This is a genomic window from Xylanibacillus composti, from assembly GCF_018403685.1.
GTDB lineage: Bacteria > Bacillota > Bacilli > Paenibacillales > K13 > Xylanibacillus > Xylanibacillus composti.
This window is the reverse complement of record NZ_BOVK01000075.1, coordinates 1-17,027: the sequence shown is the minus strand read 5'-3', so window position 1 is coordinate 17,027 and position 17,027 is coordinate 1. Positions and strand designations below refer to the sequence as shown.

The 17,027-nt window shown below is 52.4% G+C and carries 15 protein-coding genes; 14 read left to right on the top strand and 1 reads right to left on the bottom strand.

Translation table 11 applies throughout. The features are described 5' to 3' along the window. Positions 1–77 precede the first annotated feature (77 nt). The 6 genes from XYCOK13_RS20150 to metK all read left to right on the top strand — a co-directional run bounded on the left by XYCOK13_RS20150 (position 78) and on the right by metK (position 6,018). On the top strand, positions 78–1,238 hold the full coding sequence (locus XYCOK13_RS20150) for a DegT/DnrJ/EryC1/StrS family aminotransferase (protein WP_244865285.1): 1,161 nt from the start codon (positions 78–80) through the stop codon (positions 1,236–1,238). Between the two features lie 104 nt (positions 1,239–1,342). Further along, positions 1,343–2,665: a UDP-glucose 6-dehydrogenase TuaD gene (gene tuaD, locus XYCOK13_RS20145; protein ID WP_213414044.1), complete on the top strand. Its 1,323-nt coding sequence runs from the start codon at positions 1,343–1,345 to the stop codon at positions 2,663–2,665. Next, positions 2,655–3,143: a VanZ family protein gene (locus XYCOK13_RS20140; RefSeq protein WP_213414043.1), complete on the top strand. Its 489-nt coding sequence runs from the start codon at positions 2,655–2,657 to the stop codon at positions 3,141–3,143. The genes tuaD and XYCOK13_RS20140 overlap by 11 nt, the downstream gene beginning before the upstream one ends. A 155-nt stretch (positions 3,144–3,298) precedes the next feature. After that, the gene (locus tag XYCOK13_RS20135; protein ID WP_244865284.1) at positions 3,299–3,820 is read left to right on the top strand and encodes a hypothetical protein; all 522 of its coding nucleotides are present in this window, start codon (positions 3,299–3,301) and stop codon (positions 3,818–3,820) included. 475 nt (positions 3,821–4,295) lie between these two features. Continuing rightward, the gene (locus XYCOK13_RS20130) at positions 4,296–4,583 is read left to right on the top strand and encodes an alpha/beta-type small acid-soluble spore protein (protein ID WP_213414042.1); all 288 of its coding nucleotides are present in this window, start codon (positions 4,296–4,298) and stop codon (positions 4,581–4,583) included. 232 nt (positions 4,584–4,815) lie between these two features. Beyond that, positions 4,816–6,018 carry a methionine adenosyltransferase gene (gene metK / locus XYCOK13_RS20125; RefSeq protein WP_213414041.1) on the top strand — a complete coding sequence of 401 codons (1,203 nt, stop codon included), beginning with the start codon at positions 4,816–4,818 and terminating at the stop codon, positions 6,016–6,018. Positions 6,019–6,202: 184 nt separating this feature from the next. Here metK and XYCOK13_RS20120 read toward each other — a convergent pair whose 3' ends face one another. Beyond that, on the bottom strand, positions 6,203–6,541 hold the full coding sequence (locus XYCOK13_RS20120; RefSeq protein ID WP_213414063.1) for a hypothetical protein: 339 nt from the start codon (positions 6,539–6,541) through the stop codon (positions 6,203–6,205). 319 nt (positions 6,542–6,860) lie between these two features. Here XYCOK13_RS20120 and XYCOK13_RS20115 point away from each other — a divergent pair, with 319 nt between their 5' ends. From XYCOK13_RS20115 to XYCOK13_RS20080, 8 genes are all read left to right on the top strand, one after another. Then, positions 6,861–9,626 carry a stalk domain-containing protein gene (locus tag XYCOK13_RS20115; RefSeq protein ID WP_213414040.1) on the top strand — a complete coding sequence of 922 codons (2,766 nt, stop codon included), beginning with the start codon at positions 6,861–6,863 and terminating at the stop codon, positions 9,624–9,626. Between the two features lie 112 nt (positions 9,627–9,738). Further along, positions 9,739–10,920 (top strand): sensor histidine kinase, encoded by a 1,182-nt coding sequence (locus XYCOK13_RS20110; RefSeq protein ID WP_280520922.1) that lies wholly within the window; start codon positions 9,739–9,741, stop codon positions 10,918–10,920. Continuing rightward, positions 10,907–11,623 (top strand): response regulator, encoded by a 717-nt coding sequence (locus tag XYCOK13_RS20105; protein ID WP_213414039.1) that lies wholly within the window; start codon positions 10,907–10,909, stop codon positions 11,621–11,623. Before XYCOK13_RS20110 ends, XYCOK13_RS20105 begins: the two co-directional genes overlap by 14 nt. Positions 11,624–11,715: 92 nt before the next feature. Continuing rightward, positions 11,716–12,114 (top strand): hypothetical protein, encoded by a 399-nt coding sequence (locus XYCOK13_RS20100; RefSeq protein ID WP_213414038.1) that lies wholly within the window; start codon positions 11,716–11,718, stop codon positions 12,112–12,114. A gap of 181 nt (positions 12,115–12,295) precedes the next feature. Then, complete coding sequence (locus XYCOK13_RS20095) at positions 12,296–12,832, top strand: hypothetical protein (protein WP_213414037.1); 537 nt, start codon at positions 12,296–12,298, stop codon at positions 12,830–12,832. After that, entirely contained in the window at positions 12,829–13,518 is a 690-nt protein-coding gene (locus XYCOK13_RS20090; protein ID WP_213414036.1) for an AIM24 family protein, read from the top strand. The genes XYCOK13_RS20095 and XYCOK13_RS20090 overlap by 4 nt, the downstream gene beginning before the upstream one ends. Before the next feature lie 187 nt (positions 13,519–13,705). Further along, complete coding sequence (locus tag XYCOK13_RS20085) at positions 13,706–15,835, top strand: ATP-dependent helicase ComFA (RefSeq protein WP_213414035.1); 2,130 nt, start codon at positions 13,706–13,708, stop codon at positions 15,833–15,835. Between the two features lie 4 nt (positions 15,836–15,839). Next, the gene (locus XYCOK13_RS20080; protein ID WP_213414034.1) at positions 15,840–16,694 is read left to right on the top strand and encodes a ComF family protein; all 855 of its coding nucleotides are present in this window, start codon (positions 15,840–15,842) and stop codon (positions 16,692–16,694) included. Positions 16,695–17,027 lie beyond the last annotated feature (333 nt).

Below are 17,027 nucleotides of genomic sequence, written 5' to 3'. Positions count from 1 at the left end.
GGGCGCTTGTAAAAAAAATGAAGGAACGGTAGCCGTTGTGAAGCGAACCGTATTTTCTGAGAGGGGAGACCATCAATTTGACATCAAATAGAATCTTTTTATCTTCACCACACATCGGGGAGTATGAACGTGTTTTTGTGGAGGAGGCATTCTCCACTAATTGGATTGCTCCTTTAGGCCCTAATGTGGATGCATTTGAATACGAACTGGCAGAATATGCAGGGGTAGCTGGAGCGGTAGTGCTTTCATCCGGTACTGCTGCAATTCATTTGGCATTAAAACTACTAGGGGTTCAGCAAGGAGACTTGGTCTTTTGCTCATCACTCACTTTTGTAGCAAGTGCTAATCCCATCCTGTATCAAGGTGCTACACCAATATTTATTGATTCCGAGCCCGAAAGTTGGAATATGTCTCCTAAAGCACTGGAAAAAGCTTTCCATGACGCTCAACTTTCTGGAAAGTTTCCTAAAGCTGTTATTGTTGTTAATCTATACGGGCAGAGTGCGGATCTAGACCCCATCATGGAACTATGCAACTACTATAATGTTCCAGTCATTGAAGATGCCGCGGAATCGTTAGGGGCGACATACAAAAGTCGAAAGAGCGGGTCAATTGGATATTTTGGAATCTATTCTTTTAATGGTAATAAAATTATAACAACATCAGGTGGCGGAGCGCTGATTTCAAATGATCTTGACGCGTTAGATAAAGCACGTTTTTGGGCAACTCAGGCTCGTGAACCAGCCAAACATTACCAACATATTGAGTGCGGCTATAATTATCGTATGAGTAATGTGCTGGCGGGGATTGGTAGAGGACAACTGCGTGTATTAGAGGAACGCGTTCGTGCAAGAAGAGAAGTAAGTCAAGTTTATTTAGAGAGATTATCTAAGTTTAAAGGTATATCTTTTATGCCGGAGGCGACATTTGGAAGATCAACAAGATGGCTGACTGTAGTGACTTTAGATCCACAGTTGATTGCAGTAACTCCATCGGAAATTATTAATGAGCTAGAAGCCGCTAATATTGAGTCTCGGCCTGTATGGAAACCTTTACATCGTCAACCTCTTTTTGAAAAATGTCTTTATTACCCGCATAAAGAACACGAAAGCATCTCAGATATATTGTTTGCACGTGGTTTGTGTCTACCATCTGGATCTAATATGAGGACTGAAGATCAGGAAAAAATTATTTACCATTTGGAATCAATATTAAATAGTGGAATGAAAAAGTATTAATAAATCAGCAGATGCTTTGTACTGTTAGGCTTTATAAAAAATCAAGGTTCGATGTAGGTTGCACAAAAATAATTCGATTTCCAGACTGATCGGAGAGATGGAGATTGCGAAACATAGCTGTAATCGGCACAGGTTATGTAGGGCTTGTTTCTGGAACATGTTTTTCAGATATAGGCAATCGAGTTGTATGCTGTGATATCGACAGCATGAAAATCGATATGCTGAAAAAAGGCGTAGTCCCCATCTATGAACCGGGATTGGAAGAGGTTGTACAACGCAATATTAAGGCGGGAAGGCTTTCTTTCTCCACAGATATTCCAGTAGCAATACAGGAAGCAGATATCATATACATTGCGGTGGGAACACCAATGACGATAACTGGTGGAGCCGATTTACGATATGTGACATCTGTCGCAAAGACGATTGGTGAAAACATGAATGGCTACAAAGTCATAGTCAATAAAAGCACTGTTCCAGTTGGAACAGGCCGGATGGTCGAACGATTGATTCGAGAACATTTGGGTGATCCATCTCTAGAATTTGATGTTGTTTCGAATCCAGAATTCCTGCGAGAAGGATCTGCCCTTGCTGATTGTATGAATATGGAGAGAGCTGTTATAGGGGCTACGAGTGATAGAGCTGCTCAGATCATCGCTGAATTGCATCAACCCTTTAATACGGAGATCATGATTACAGATTTGGAAAGTGCAGAAATGATCAAGTATGCGGCAAATTGCTTTCTAGCCACAAAAATCTCATATATCAATGCAATTGCCAATATCTGCGAACAAGTTGGTGCGGATGTAACAGAAGTGGCAAAAGGGATAGGTATGGATTCGCGTATCGGCAGTCGGTTTCTGCAAGCAGGTATTGGCTATGGGGGCTCGTGCTTTCCGAAGGATACGCATGCGCTTGTACATTTGGCCGAATCAGTGGGTTACGATTTCAAATTATTGAAATCTGTAATCGCTGCTAACGATGCCCAGAAGCTTGTAGTAGTAGATAAGCTGATGCAGGTACTTGGGGATTTGAAGGGACGGACGATCGCGGTCCTAGGATTGGCCTTCAAACCGAATACGAATGATATGCGGGATGCGCCGTCTTTGCAAATTGTCCCCGCTTTACTACGCAAGGAGGCGCAATTACGATGCTATGATCCGATTGCGATTTCCGAGGCAAAGGTGCATTTTGGCGAACGGGTTACCTATACAAGTGATGTCGAGGAATGCTTACTGAACGCAGATGCGGCGTTGATTCTAACGGAATGGGACCAAGTCAAAAAGCTTGATCTTGGGAAGGTAAAGAAACTAATGGCTGCACCTATAATCGTGGACGGTAGAAACTGCTTTCCATTGAGGCAGGTGCGCGAGGCAGGATTTATTTATCACTCCATAGGGAGACCTGAGGTTAATCTAGATGAAAATTAGCAATAGAAGGATATATAGATTTTTATCATGGCTGGCCGTCATCGTATGGATGGCGGTCATTTTCTATTTATCTTCACAAGCGCAAGAGGAATCGAAACGACTGAGCTCCACAATAACGATAAATATTGCGTATACTGTGGAACAGATTAATCCAAATGCAATGTTTAATACCGCTAGACTTAACCATATAGTTCGTAAGAATGCACATTTCATTTCATACCTTATTCTGGGGATTCTGACGATGCAGGCGATGCGAAGAAGCGGAGTTTCTTGGTCAAAGAGTATTGTGTATTCTATGTTGCTTTGTGTTACTTATGCAATTTCCGATGAGTGGCATCAAAGCTTTGTCCCTGGTCGTGGCCCAGAAGTCCGTGATGTCGGGATAGATAGTGTGGGTGCGATTGTGGGGATTATTATATATGTTCTCGGAAATAAGATTAGAAGTACCATTGCCGGTTTGCAAGAGAAGAGCGCATGAGTCAAGTGGAAATTATCCTCTTCTCCCACAACTTTCTCCCCTTGCAGACGTTTAATCTAGTAAGCTATCATAAGAAAAGAAGTCGAAAGTGAAAGCTTTGTGCGGCACGTATAGTAATGCAGAAGGCAGTATGCATGCATAGGAGGAGAAGTGGCTTGAAGCAGAAGTGGATGCGCATCTTGTTTGCGGCAGCATTGCTAGCAGGTGGTATTTGGGGGGGCTCCTACGCGGTAACCTGGGCGGACAGCGTAATCAATCCGAATCAGCCGGGCTCGGCGAATGATCCGCTGGTTTCCAAGAGTTATGTCGACGAGAAATTGGGACAATTGGTCAAGGAAGAGATCGGGAAGCTGGGAGGAACGGCAGGCGGCGGCGGTTCAGCAGAGCTGGAGGTGGTGACGCTGGCGCCGGGACAAACCCTGTATGCCGGAGCGGGTACGGAGATGATCGTTCGGGTGGGGAAGACGCAAGTCGTCAGCAGTACGGTTGACGGCATTCCGGACGTCACATCCGGTGTGGATGTGAAGCCGGGCAGTTCCGTTGAGCTCAATCACCTGTTGATCAACCCGCGGGAAGGTCGTGGCTTGAAGCATAATGACCGCGAGCAAGTATCGGTAATCATGATGGTTCGCGGCGGATACTTGAAGGTGGACGCGAACGGCAATACCGTGGAATAATTGCAGGGCAATTCGTACTTAGCACAAGCATAATAAGGCTGCAACGCTAAGTTGATCATCGAAAATCCGTGAACAGCTGCACCGCTGTTCACGGTTTTTTTTGCATATTAGCCAAAACCACAACCCTACCTGTTGGTGTTCCCGTGTAATCGCAGGTTTATCCCATCGCCGAATTGGCAACCTTGTACATAGGAATATCGTACAGGGAGGGATGACCGTGTTCCAGGAATCCGATAAGGAAGATCCGCTAGGCGTAGTGCGAGGTATGATATGGGGCGTTTGTTTGGGGGCATTGTTATGGGCTGCGTTGATTGGGGCTGTCTGGTATTGGTGGCTATGAAATAGCTTCTCCGCTGCCGCTGCATGAAATTGCCCGTATTGGCAGCATCTCGATGTGCTGCTAACTTCTTATGCGGTTGGGACGCGGTCAGGGTGGCACACTATTCTTACACTTGAACGTGAGGAGGTGACACCCATGGGCAGAGGTCAATCTGGACGTCCCAAGGTCGTACCGGAAAGCCATGCGGCTATCGACCAGCTAAAGTATGAGATCGCAGCCGAGATCGGACTGCCGGTAGGACCATATGCTGTAGGCGCTACTGGCGCAGACACTGAATTTGCTACCGAACTTGGCGCCATCCCTCAGGGTCAAATGAAGGAGGATTACTGGGGGCATATCGCCAGCAGAGATGCAGGCTTTGTAGGAGGGACCATTACGGCTCGCTTGGTTCGGCGTGCGGAAGAGACGCTGTTGAACGGCTAAGCGTACATTCTGCAATGCCAAGCTAACGAATCTCCTTAATCGTCAAGCAAGCGGCAGCCAGCTTTCGCTTTCTCTTATCATTTCCATCAGGCAATCGTACCATTCGCGCCGATTAGGCATTCATTGACTTTCCTCGATAAATACAGTAACATTATGAGTTGAAGATGCATGTGACAACCTTTTCCATGGCGGAAAAGGTTCATTTTTTGTTTGGTATAGGAGGTTAGGGTTCATGGCTTTGCAGCGCACACGTCGTCTTTTTACGTCGGAATCGGTTACGGAAGGCCATCCGGACAAAATTTGCGATCAGATTTCTGACGCGGTTTTGGACGCGTTCTTGAAGGTAGATCCCCATGCCCGCGTAGCCTGTGAAGTGTCTGTGGCAACGGGTCTGGTACTGGTCATAGGCGAAATTTCGAGCAAGGCGGATTATGTCGATATTCCGAAGATTGTCCGCGAGACGATTCGCGATATCGGATACACCCGCGCGAAATACGGATTTGACTCCAATACTTGCGCAGTTTTGACATCTCTGAATGAGCAGTCTGCGGACATTGCTGCTGGCGTCAACGCGGCGCTCGAGTCCCGCGAAGGCGACACCTCGCAGGAAACAGCGAATATCGGTGCAGGAGACCAGGGCTTGATGTTTGGTTTTGCCGTCAATGAGACGCCTGAATTGATGCCGCTCCCGATTGCGCTGGCACATCGCTTGTCTCGCCGCTTGGCAGAGGTTCGCAAGGACGGCACGCTCGATTACTTGCGTCCGGACGGCAAGACACAGGTGACCATCGAATATGATGAGCATGACAAGCCGGTTCGTGTGGATACGATCGTTATCTCGACTCAGCACCATGAGGATATCACGCTGGAGACCATTACCCGCGACATTAAGGAACAGGTTATCAATCCGGTCGTACCGGCGGATTTGCTCGATGACGAGACGAAATATTTCATCAATCCGACAGGCCGTTTTGTCATTGGCGGACCGCAAGGCGATGCCGGACTTACTGGCCGCAAGATCATTGTCGATACGTACGGCGGCTATGCACGCCATGGCGGCGGCGCCTTCTCCGGAAAGGATCCGACGAAGGTAGACCGTTCCGCGGCATATGCAGCCCGTTATGTGGCGAAGAACATCGTAGCTGCAGGCTTGGCTGAAAAGTGCGAAATCCAGCTTGCTTACGCCATTGGGGTAGCGCAGCCGGTATCCATTAGCGTGGATACATATGGGACAGGCAAGGTTGGCGAGGACAAGCTTGTAGAACTGATCCGCAAGCACTTTGATCTGCGCCCGGCAGGAATTATCCAGATGCTTGACCTGCGCCGTCCGATTTACAAGCAGACAGCGGCGTATGGACACTTTGGCCGCAATGACCTGGACGTGCCTTGGGAGCGCACCGACAAGGCGGAGCTGCTAAAGGCGGAAGCGCAATAAGCAGACAGCAAGCCGTGCAGGAGCATCCCAACCCATTCACCCATATACAGTAAAAAGCCAAACCCGCCGATTCTTGGACATGTCCGAGGATCGGCGGGTTTTTTGCGGTGCAGGTGAGAACCGCGGCTAAGAATCTGGCAAGATGGGATGCGTGAGTATTCCGCGGCCCTCGTCCGAGCTAGCCTTAATCTTCGGGTGTGCGATCCAGATAGAGGCGGGTAACTGAGGTGGTGTCATGCTGCTCGACATCGCGCTTGGTCGCCTTCTGCTCCAGTTGATCATGCGTGTTCATACCTGGCGCGACGGTTGGTTCGTGCTGTTCGTTGCGTCCGTCAGTACCGCTTGCAGCTTTAGTCGGACGATCTTCGTTGTTCCCGCCCGTGAAGGCTTGCTGAATAGTATCCATTGTCTTTTCGACGATTTCGTTAAGGGGATCGGTCGCTGCATGATCCTCGCGCTCGCGAGGGGTGGTGATCCCGGCAAAGGTGTTGGTGGTCTCATTGAAATACTCTTTCGAGCTCATGCCATCCTGTCCTTTCTGTCTGGTGCGTGTTAGTCTGCAATAGTTTCTCCTTCACAGGGAAGCGATATGTGCGCAAGCTGGGCCAAGTCTGCATTTCCCACAATTTTTCGCCTCAAATAGTGCAACCTTTGCCTATCAAAAGGAGTCTATATTCAATACAGATAGAAATAGATGCTATAGGAATGAACGAACGAGACAGGGCGTAACAGGCAGAAAGATCCGACCATTCGGCTGCCTTCGCTTCCCTTCTGTCGTTCAACATGTCCAGCTCCGCATGCATAAAAAAAGAATGATAGGTTGAGAGGGGAAACGTAAAGGGATGAAAAGCAAGCAAACAGCCAAGTTTTTCAGACGCAGTCAGCGCAATTCTCCGGCAACGGGCGCGGGTACGAAGCAACCAGGGCTTCTCTCGTCCATGCCGTGGAAGGCCTTGTGTTCGGCAACGCTCGCCGGCCTGCTGGTGACGCAGCCGGTGTCCGGGCCAATGTCGGCACTCTTCGATGCAGATCCGGTCCGGACGGCCGCAGCCGCAACCTTGGGCACGGCCTCCCAGCAGAAGCCGGTGCTAGTGCGCGAGGAGAACATTACCGCAGGCGCCAAGCTGCGCGAATATGTATGGCAGTTCCAGCGCGGGAACAAGGCAGTTAGAACGGAAGTGCAGGCGATCGTAGTAGATCTGCAAAACCCGCATGTGAAGCTCGACGTCATGAGCGGGAAGGACGGCAAGACAGCGAGCCGCGATACGGTGCTCAATCAGGCAAGGCACAGCGGAGCCGTAGCGGGAGTGAATGGCGACTATTTCAACACAGCGGCAGAATTCACGCCGATAGGACCGCAGATCACGAGCGGAACTGTCGTCTCGTCTCCAAGCAATCATCTGAATGGCATGTATACCTTTGGGATCACCAAGGACAATAAGCCGATTATCGACACGTACAAGTTTGACGGGAAAGTAACGGCCGCAAGCGGCGCCTCTTATTCCTTGGCAGGCATCAACCAGACGTATTCCTGGTTCGGGAGCGGCGATAATTTGCAGCATACCCATGCGCATGCGATTCATTTGTATACGGATATGTGGTCTTCGAAATCCCGCGGCAACGACGGTTCGACCACACCGACAGAAGTGCTCATCGAAGCCGGCAGAGTGTCTCAAATCAGCGCCGGACAGGCACTGGACATGACCGTGCCGGAGGGCGGATATATCTTGCGGGCAGCGGGCAGGGCAGCAGATTTCGTTACCAGCAATCTGCAGGTGGGCGATCCTGTCCAGATCGATTATACATTGACGCCGGGCAACCCGAACAATCTGACGAATGTATCGGACTTTCAGATGCTGATCGGCGGCCATACGCTGCTTGTGGATAACGGGAAGCCGGCGGAATGGACGCGGGATGTGAGCAGCATTGGAGGCCATCGTTCCCGCACGGCCATAGGGTTTTCGGAAGACCGCAGGTATGTTTATCTGGTGACAGCCGAGGCAAGCAAGAACAGCGACGGCATCAGCCTGTCTGAGCTGCGCAATTTGCTCGTTTCGCTGGGCGTTTGGAAAGCTGTCAATCTGGACGGCGGCGGATCGACACAGATGGTCAGCCGGCCATTAGGCGAATTTAACGTAGTATTGACGAACGAAACCGAATTCGGCGTCCAGAGGCAGGTTGTCAATAGTGTAGGGGTGTACACGACAGCGCCGAAGGGCAACGTTGCCGGTTTCCTCATTCGCGGGGCGGATTTGCTGTTTGTCGGCGAACGTGCAGATTATTCGCTTAACGCCTATGATCAATACTACAATCCGATGGATATGAGTGAATTTGAAGCGAAATGGACGGCGGATAACGGCAGCTTTGAGGGCAATGTGTTCCGGGCAGGACGTGCCGGGACAGCTACGCTGAAGGCCACCTCCGGACAGGCTACCCAAAGCAAGACGATCAATATAGTCGGAAGCGATCAGGTGCAGTCGCTTCGCGTGGATGCGCCCGAAATGATGCTTACATCCGGCGCGGCATACACCTTGCCGGTAGTGGCCACGCTGCAGAACGGTCATCAGCGCACAGTGCCGGCAGAATTGATCGACTGGCAGTTCTACGGCTTTACCGGCAGCTTTGAAGGCAACCGGTTGACCGTTCAGAACGTGGGAGACGCTGCTTCAGGCCAATTGGTTGCGCGCTTTGACGGATTCAGCACGCTGGTTCATGCCCCTACAGGACGAGAGCAGCTCTTCACCGATTTCGAGCAGGATGCGCTCCCGATCGGGTTCACCTCTTACCCGGCAGATGTCACGGGCAGCGTTCGTGTAGACAGCGGCTTTGCGGGTGAGGCTCAGAATCGGGCGCTTATTCTGGAGTACGATTTCACCGAAGGCAGAGGAACAAAAGCGGCATACGCCGTCTTCAATCAGGATCAGGGCTTGTCAGTCGAGGGCGAGCCGCTGCAAATGAAGGTTCGCGTGAACGGGGACAACAGTCTGAACTGGGTGCGTGCAGAAGTGCTGGATGGCAAGGGAGACTTGCATCGCGTCGATATTACCCGCAATATGAATTGGAGGGGCTGGAAGTCGCTGAACGTGGATCTCACCGAATACAATTTGGCGTATCCGATTAAGCTTAAGCGCATTTACGTGACAAGCCCCGAGGAAGGGCAAGATGAGCGCGAGGCGCAGGGAGCCATCGCTATTGATGACATTTCGTTCTTGTACAAAAGAGAGCTGGAACAGGATCGGAAGCCGACATTGAAGCTTGCCGTGAACAAGAAGACCATGACGTTGGATAATGAAGTTCGTCAGCTGGATCAAGCCCCGATCATCATGAAAGAGACGACTATGGTACCGATTCGCTTCGTTTCCGACGCATTGGGCGGGCTCGTTTTCTGGGACAATGATGAGAAGCGGGTGACGGTATTGAAGGAGGATCGGTTGGTCGAATTATGGGTCGATCAGCAGGGCATAGTAATGAATGGCTCAAGAACTACGACCTTAGTCCCTCCTACAATCGTTGGCGGTCGTACGCTTGTACCACTGCGCTTGATTTCTGAGGCCTTTGGCTGGGATGTACAGTGGAATAATGACGAAAAATCGATTATTCTGCAGTAAAATAGGTCTGGAAATGCACTTCAAACCTCCGGGGAATATGGTACTATAAAAGGTATACATCATTTGTAAATAGACCCGTCAAGAAGCAAAACGAACATTGGGGAGAAGGCAATTGGCGCGAAAAAAACCTGATGCGATCGACCAGGTGCTGGAGAAGGCCCTGGAAGTCATGGATGACAGCAAATATCAGATTTACGAAATATCCGAAAGCGCTCGAAACGAGCAGACATCCTTGAATAAGGAGCTGCAGCAGGTTCTGGATGAAATCGCGTCCGTCATCGGGAAGGTGGACAAGCTGGAGGTAGACTTTCGTCAGGCGCGTGTTCGCTTGACGGAGGTCAGCCGGGATTTCAAGCGGTACAATGAACAGGATATCAAGAGTGCCTATGAGACAGCCACCCAAATTCAAGGCGAGTTGATCGTTTTCCGGGAGAAGGAAGTGAACTTGAAGTATAGAAGGGACGACCTGCAGAAGCGAATCCGCAATGTAGAGCGCACCATTGAACGCGCGGAAGTTGTAGTTTCGCAAATGAATGTCGTGCTGGAATACTTGTCAGGCAATCTGGATCAGGTTACGCGCATTTTGGAATCGGCTAAGAACCGTCAAATGATCGGATTGAAGATTATTCTGGCGCAGGAGGAGGAGCGCAAGCGGATCGCCAGGGAAATCCATGACGGCTTGGCGCAGTCGCTGGCGAATCTCATCCTGCGTTCGGAAATCGCCGAGCGCCTCATGGATAAGGGAGAGTACGATGTCGTCCGCGAGGAAGTAGCGGATTTGAAGGCGCAGGTCAGGCTGGGGCTGGAGGAAGTGCGCAAGATGATCTTCAACTTGCGGCCGATGGCTTTGGATGACCTGGGACTGGTCCCGACCTTGCGCAAATTTGCCCAGGATTTTGAAGAGAAGCATCATATTCGCACCAGTTTCGAAGTTGTGGGCAAGGAAGCGCGTCTCCCTTCGCCGATGGAAGTAGCGATCTACCGGTTCGTGCAAGAGGCCTTCTCCAATATTTTGAAGCACTCAGGCGCAACCTATGTATTTGTGGAATTGGCGTATGAACCTAGCTGGGTGAAGATACTGGTTCATGATAACGGGAAGGGCTTCAACGTAGACTTGGTGCAGGCCAAGGTGCCGGAGGGGAGCTTCGGCTTGGTCGGCATGAAGGAACGCGTGGAGCTTCTGGAAGGAGTGTTCGATATTCAGTCTGATTCCAATGCGGGTACGAAACTGATGATGAGCGTGCCTGTCAATGATGAAAAGGAAGGGAGTGACCCGAATAATGGAGCATTCTAATACGATCCGCATCTTAATTGCGGATGACCATTCCTTATTTCGGGAAGGGTTGAAGCGGATTATCAATATGGAATCCGATATGGAAGTTGTCGGCGAATGCGGCGACGGCATTCATGTGATCGAGCTGTGCAATGAGTGCCATCCGGATGTCATCCTGATGGATATCAATATGCCTGTAGAAAATGGAGTTGTGGCAACGGAGAAGATCCGCATGATAGCGCCGGATGTCAAGGTTGTCATTCTATCGATTCATGACGATGAGAGCTATGTGTTCGAGACACTGCGCAAGGGGGCATCCGGTTATTTGCTGAAGGATATGGAGGCGTTCGAGCTGCTGAATGCAGTGCGTTCGGTAGTCCAGGGATACGCCTACATTCATCCGAAGGTAACGGGCAAGCTCATTAACCAGCTGCGGCGCATGACGTATTTGAACGATACGGGCGTGGCGGCTACTGGCGAGACGATCATGCGGGGCTTTGGCGCGGACAGCGAGACGCTGAAGGAGAATCCGTTGACGAAGAGGGAGTGCGAAGTGCTTCGCCTGATGACAGAGGGCAAGAGCAATAAGCTGATCGGCGAAAGTTTGTACATAAGCGAGAAGACGGTCAAAAATCACGTCAGCAGCATCCTGCAAAAAATGAACGTTGAGGATCGTACCCAGGCCGTGATAAGCGCGATTAAGTCGGGATGGGTGGAGCTCTGAGCATTCGGATAAACTCGGAGTAGGCTGACCTTGCTCCTGCAAGAACATCGTACTTCCTTGCCGCATATAGTGTGGTAAAGGAGGTAAGCCCAATGGTGGAAGGAATGCTCCTGATCCTCAGTATATATGGCCTTAGCATACTGGCGGTGCATGTGATTTATGCCGGCTATGCAGCAAGCGGAAAGGAAACGGCGCATTTTGTCCTCGTATGCCGCGACAATGAGCAGCAGCTGGAATGGATCGTTCGGACATTGCGCTGGTTTCATTGGCTGCACGGCAAATCAGTCGATATCACGCTGATCGATCAAGGTTCGGCAGATCAGACGATGGAGATGGCGGCCAAAATGGAGGACGAAGGCTGGGTTCGTCTGAATCGACTGCAAACAGCGGGCGACTATGACGAATATGAAAGGCTGCTGGCTGAACGGACTTGTCTGGTACTCAATTTGAATCGCCGGGAGGACCTGGCTTCGCTCTCCTTTCTTCAATGAAGGAAGCAGGTGCTGCCGATTGATGAAGCGCTTTCCGCACAACGCTCAGGATACCGGGTGAAGCACACCCCGCAATCAGGCGCTGGTCCTGCTTCGGGGTGTTTTGTCGTACAACGGAAGGCTTTGCTAATGGACGAGCCCATGCTAAGATGGAAGTATGAAGGAATGGGGGAGGGGCGTCATGGATCGGACAAGCATCAGGGTCATCACAATCTTGCTAGTCGCTGTCACTGTATATATGTACCCTGCAACTTCGGCTGTACAGGCAAGTATGATAGATCGCATCAAAGATATCTATGACGCCCCGGTGAAAGTGGAGGAACTGCAGGAAAAGTACGAGGAGACACGCGGGTTGATTCTTGAGCAGCAGGAATTGCTGCTGAATCAGGCAAAGGATCTGGCTGAGGCGCGCAAGCAGGCGGAGCAGTACGCGGCGAAGCAGGAGGAGCTCATGCGGGAAAATGAAAAGTACCGCGAGCAGAATGCGGAGCTTGCGGAACGCAATGCGACGTTGGCCAACCGAAATGACTCGCTCGCTGCCGAGCTTGATGCGATGCGCGAGGAGCGGGAAAAGCGGGAGAGCTTGATGCGCAGGCTGATCGTGACGGGGGTGACCGCCGCGATCCTGGTTCTTGGTTATTTTGCCTCGGTTCGCATCTGGCGGATCATGGTTTGGCGGAGGCAGCATCTGCAGGAGAAAGGAAAATCCGCTCCATGAACGTCGTATCCCCAATGCCCGTCGGCCATGTCCAGATCAGCTTGGATGCGGAAGAATCGATCCAGGTATACCATCCGCGTGCGATTCTGGCCTTTCAGGGCAAACCGACAAATCGGGAAGACCGAATCATGAATATGGCCGGCATATACCGGAAGAAGCGATTTGTTTGCTCTCGCATCAGCGGTGCGGGCGAGCTGGTACTCGGTTTGCCGGAAGGATGCTCGCTGGAAACGATCGATATCCCGCCGGACAGCGATCTGCTCTTTGATTTCCGGCACGTGTTGTTTCATACTGACGGGCTGGGGATGAAGACGCGAATCCAGACGCTTCGCAATGCCTGGATTACCCGCAAATTCACCCGCATGCGCTTTAGCGGTCCCGGGATGCTCGGTGTGATTACAACCGGAACGCTGGTGACGCTCCAACTGGACCCCGAGAAGCCGTTGTTTGTCGATGCGGGGGCGCTGGTCGCGTATCCGGAACGGGCATCCGTCAAGCTTTCTGTATACGGGAATTCGTTGGCGAGCCAGCACATGAATGTGCAGTTTGAGATGACCGGGCATGGACCTGTTCTGCTTCAATCTGGCTCGGCAGACATGCTGCTGCAGCAGGAATTGCGCAATGAAAGCTGGCTGCGCCGGGTGCTGCGAGAGCTGCTGCCGTTCGGCGGCGTGTATATCAAGTAGAACGCAAGGATATAAGAAGCAGGAATATGGAATAGAGGATCAAACAGTGTGAAGCACACCTGTTTCAGGTAGAAATACCGGGATAGGTGTGTTTTTTTGCGTGCCGGATTGGCTGGCCTCTTACGAATGATGAGATCAGGGTGGAATGGGATGGGGAGGCATTTAATTTGGATAAGGGGGGAGCTTGATGCGGGCGGAACTGCAAGCGAAGGTGTGGATGGTGGGTGAATGCGTGGACAAGGTGCGTTGGCAAGTCGTATTGGCAGGCGCAGGCAGAGGCGGGCAAGAGGAGGAGGCCGAGTGGCGTCATTACGCGCTGCGGCCCTGCTTGCCCTTCGGAGTGGCGCATTATTGGGCGGAGCGCCTGAACCGGGCGTGGGTTGGAGACCATGGTGCGGGCTCGCAGAGCGCACAAATCAAAGCCGGGTCGGATGTACGGCAAGTGCTGCGCTGGTGGCTGGATCAGCTGGATACGGATTTGCGCATGTGGGGGAGCCGAGGCATCCTGCTGCTTCGTGAACCAGCAGGCGCGTCGCGGCTGCGGCTGCGCATCATCCGATCAGAACCGGCGGTCCATGAGGCCCTATCGCCTGTGGCATCCGCCCCGCCATCCTTTTCCTGGTCGGCACTGCAGGGCCGTTCTCTGCTCCTTTCAGAGTTGGAACGTTGGCTGATGAGCCGCGGGATCGCAATCCGCGAGGGGGAAATGTACACGGCGGCGTGGGGGAGGATGCTGCAAGCTGCCTATGAGTCCGGACAAGTGGAACTGACTTCTGGCATCCAGCTGCATGCAAAAGGGGAGATGTCCTGCAGCCGCTGCGGAACAGGCGGGGAGGCGATGCATTGGCGGCCGTGCGCAGCATGCGGCTACATATGCCCATACTGCGAGCAGTGCCTGCAGCTTGGGCGTGTGCGGTTATGCTCGCCGCTTGTGCGCAGTCCCCATGCAAGTCCGTCCGGGCGGCGCGGCGATAGGCAAATGAACCTGGAAGAAGGCTCGGAAGCGGAGCGGGGCTCTATCAGGTCTCGGGGCTCTATCAGGTCTGAGCCCGATTTGCGGAAGTGGGGCTTGAGCCCTGCCCAGAAGGATGCGGTTGAACGAGGATTGCAGTTTCTTAAGCAGACGGGGGGTAGCGGGCGGAAGCTGTCTGACAGTCGTGAACCGCTCTCCTTCCTGATCTGGGCTGTGACAGGCGCTGGAAAGACGGAAATGGTGTACCCGTTAATCGAGCATGAGCTGGCAAGAGGAGGGCGGGTTCTCGTTGCGGCTCCGAGAAGGGATGTTGTCATGGAACTCAAGCCGCGCCTGCAGCGCGCTTTTCCTCAGTGCCGCGTTATCGCGCTGTACGGCGGCAGCGAGGACACTTGGGTGGCGGGGGAAGTCGTGCTGGCGACGACTCACCAGCTATTGCGTTATGATCGCGCGTTTGACTTGGCCATTATCGACGAGCTGGATGCGTTCCCCTATCACAACAACCCCATGCTGCATTATGCCGCAAGCCGGGCATTGGCCGACGGCGGCCGTCGCATCCTCTTATCAGCCACGCCTACTGCGCCATTGAAACGAGCTGCACGCCGCGGCAAACTGCCGCATGCGCTGGTCTATGTTCGCTATCATCGCCATCCGCTTCCTGTCCCAAGGCTCCTGCGAACACAGCCGCTGGCGAAATGGCTGAGGCTCTCCAAGCAGGTGCGCACCTCCATTGTATTGGAGAGACTGCTCGGAAGGGGGCAAGGTTCGATGAAGCGTATATGCCGCGGCTTTCCGCCAATGATATGGCTGATTCTGCAGCGCTTTTTGCCGCATGGTTTCCTGCGGGTGGCACTACAGCACAGCGTCCCGCCCAATTTGCTATACGCCATGCAGCAAAGCTTGCATCGGGGGGCGCAGCTATTCGTCTTTGTTCCGCGCATCGCCGAGACGGAGCCGACTGCGTGCCTGCTGCAGACCATGTTTCCACAACATCGTGTGGAAAGCGTGCATGCCCAGGACGCGAAAAGAGCCGAGAAGGTGCAGGCTTTCCGAAGGGGAGAGATTCGGATTCTGGTAACGACGACCATCTTGGAGCGGGGCGTGACCGTTCCCCGGACGGACGTCTATATTCTGGACGCACATCGCTCGCCGTTTGACGCCACCTCTCTTGTTCAGATGGCCGGACGGGCCGGGCGATCCAGCGATGATCCGGCTGGTCGAGTCGTCTTTGCCGCCCCCTTCCGCAATCTGGAACAGATTCAGGCCGTCCGGGAAATCAAGCGCATGAACCGATGGGCGAAGCGCAAGGGTTATTTGCTAGGTAGCGGCAAAGGAGAGGGGTGACTTTTTGAAGCACATGGAACAGAAAGAACTTTTGAAGCACTTGAAGCATTTGAATCCCCCGAAGCATCTGGAGCACCGACAGGAAAATAAACTGGAGCCGTTTTTCTCGCGGTTGTTTTCTGAACAAGGTGAACGGATATGCTTGATCTGCCACGGGGAGCGTGAGCGTGAGCCCATAGAGTGGAAGTTTTGGCCAGGGCCGAAGGCGCCATCGCTGAGGCGCTGGCTCTGCACAGGCTGCGAGCAGGCTATCCCGTGGATACGCCAAATCCGCTGCGCCCGCTGCGGACGCGGCGCCGCCTGCCCGGATTGTATGCGTCAGCCGCAGCGCGCTTTCGCCTGGAACAGAAGCGCGGTTCATTACGATCCGCTCATGCGAGAATGGCTGGCCCAGTATAAATTTCGCGGCAGGGAGCGTCTGTTGCCTCTGTTTGCCGAGATGATGATTCCCGTTACCCGTACGATTGCCGATGAACTTATAACCGCCCGCGGGCGGTCTGTCGTACTGACTTATATCCCGCTCAGCCGCGAAAGACAGGCCGAACGGGGATTTAACCAATCCGAATTACTGGCTGCCTACTTGGGTGGAGCCCTGGATCTACCCGTTTGTTCTTTGCTTCATCGCCGGCACCACACGGAAAAGCAGAGCTACAAGAACAGAAGGAGCCGTCTGCATGCCCTTCACGGTGCTTTTTCCTTTGCGCAGGCGAACGAGCTTCGGGTCATCCAAGATCACCGCCCCTTTGTCCTCATTGTCGACGATGTGTATACAACGGGGAGCACTTTGGACGAAGCCTCTAGGGTCATTCGCGGAAATATGGCATGTGATGCAGCAGGGCTGACCTGGGCGAGAGCATGATGCCTGCATATGAGTGTGATTGTAAGGGTACTGCGGCACGGGCTGTCGATCAATGATATATTCGTGGCTTGTACGAAATATCTTACAATCTCTCCTGGTATTTTCTTGACGAGCCCCATCACTTTGAACGAAAAATCGCATGTGATCACCCTAATCCTGAGTAGAACTCATCACTGTGAACGAAAAATCGTACAAAACCACCATATTCTTGACGGGACCGAGTCATTTTGCACGAAATATCGTATACGATCCCCCTTGTCCAGAGTAGAACTCATCACTGTGAACGAAAAATCGTACAAAACCAGCATTTTCTTGACGAGCCCCGTCACTTTG

Excerpts from the sequence above, each read along its gene's own strand:
- XYCOK13_RS20140 (WP_213414043.1), top strand. The coding sequence starts at position 2,655 with ATGAAAATTAGCAATAGAAGGATATATAGATTTTTATCATGGCTGGCC.
- XYCOK13_RS20130 (WP_213414042.1), top strand. The coding sequence starts at position 4,296 with ATGGGCAGAGGTCAATCTGGACGTCCCAAGGTCGTACCGGAAAGCCAT.
- metK (WP_213414041.1), top strand. The coding sequence starts at position 4,816 with ATGGCTTTGCAGCGCACACGTCGTCTTTTTACGTCGGAATCGGTTACG.
- XYCOK13_RS20120 (WP_213414063.1), bottom strand. The coding sequence starts at position 6,541 with ATGAGCTCGAAAGAGTATTTCAATGAGACCACCAACACCTTTGCCGGG.
- XYCOK13_RS20115 (WP_213414040.1), top strand. The coding sequence starts at position 6,861 with ATGAAAAGCAAGCAAACAGCCAAGTTTTTCAGACGCAGTCAGCGCAAT.
- XYCOK13_RS20105 (WP_213414039.1), top strand. The coding sequence starts at position 10,907 with ATGGAGCATTCTAATACGATCCGCATCTTAATTGCGGATGACCATTCC.
- XYCOK13_RS20100 (WP_213414038.1), top strand. The coding sequence starts at position 11,716 with ATGGTGGAAGGAATGCTCCTGATCCTCAGTATATATGGCCTTAGCATA.
- XYCOK13_RS20095 (WP_213414037.1), top strand. The coding sequence starts at position 12,296 with ATGGATCGGACAAGCATCAGGGTCATCACAATCTTGCTAGTCGCTGTC.
- XYCOK13_RS20090 (WP_213414036.1), top strand. The coding sequence starts at position 12,829 with ATGAACGTCGTATCCCCAATGCCCGTCGGCCATGTCCAGATCAGCTTG.
- XYCOK13_RS20085 (WP_213414035.1), top strand. The coding sequence starts at position 13,706 with ATGCGGGCGGAACTGCAAGCGAAGGTGTGGATGGTGGGTGAATGCGTG.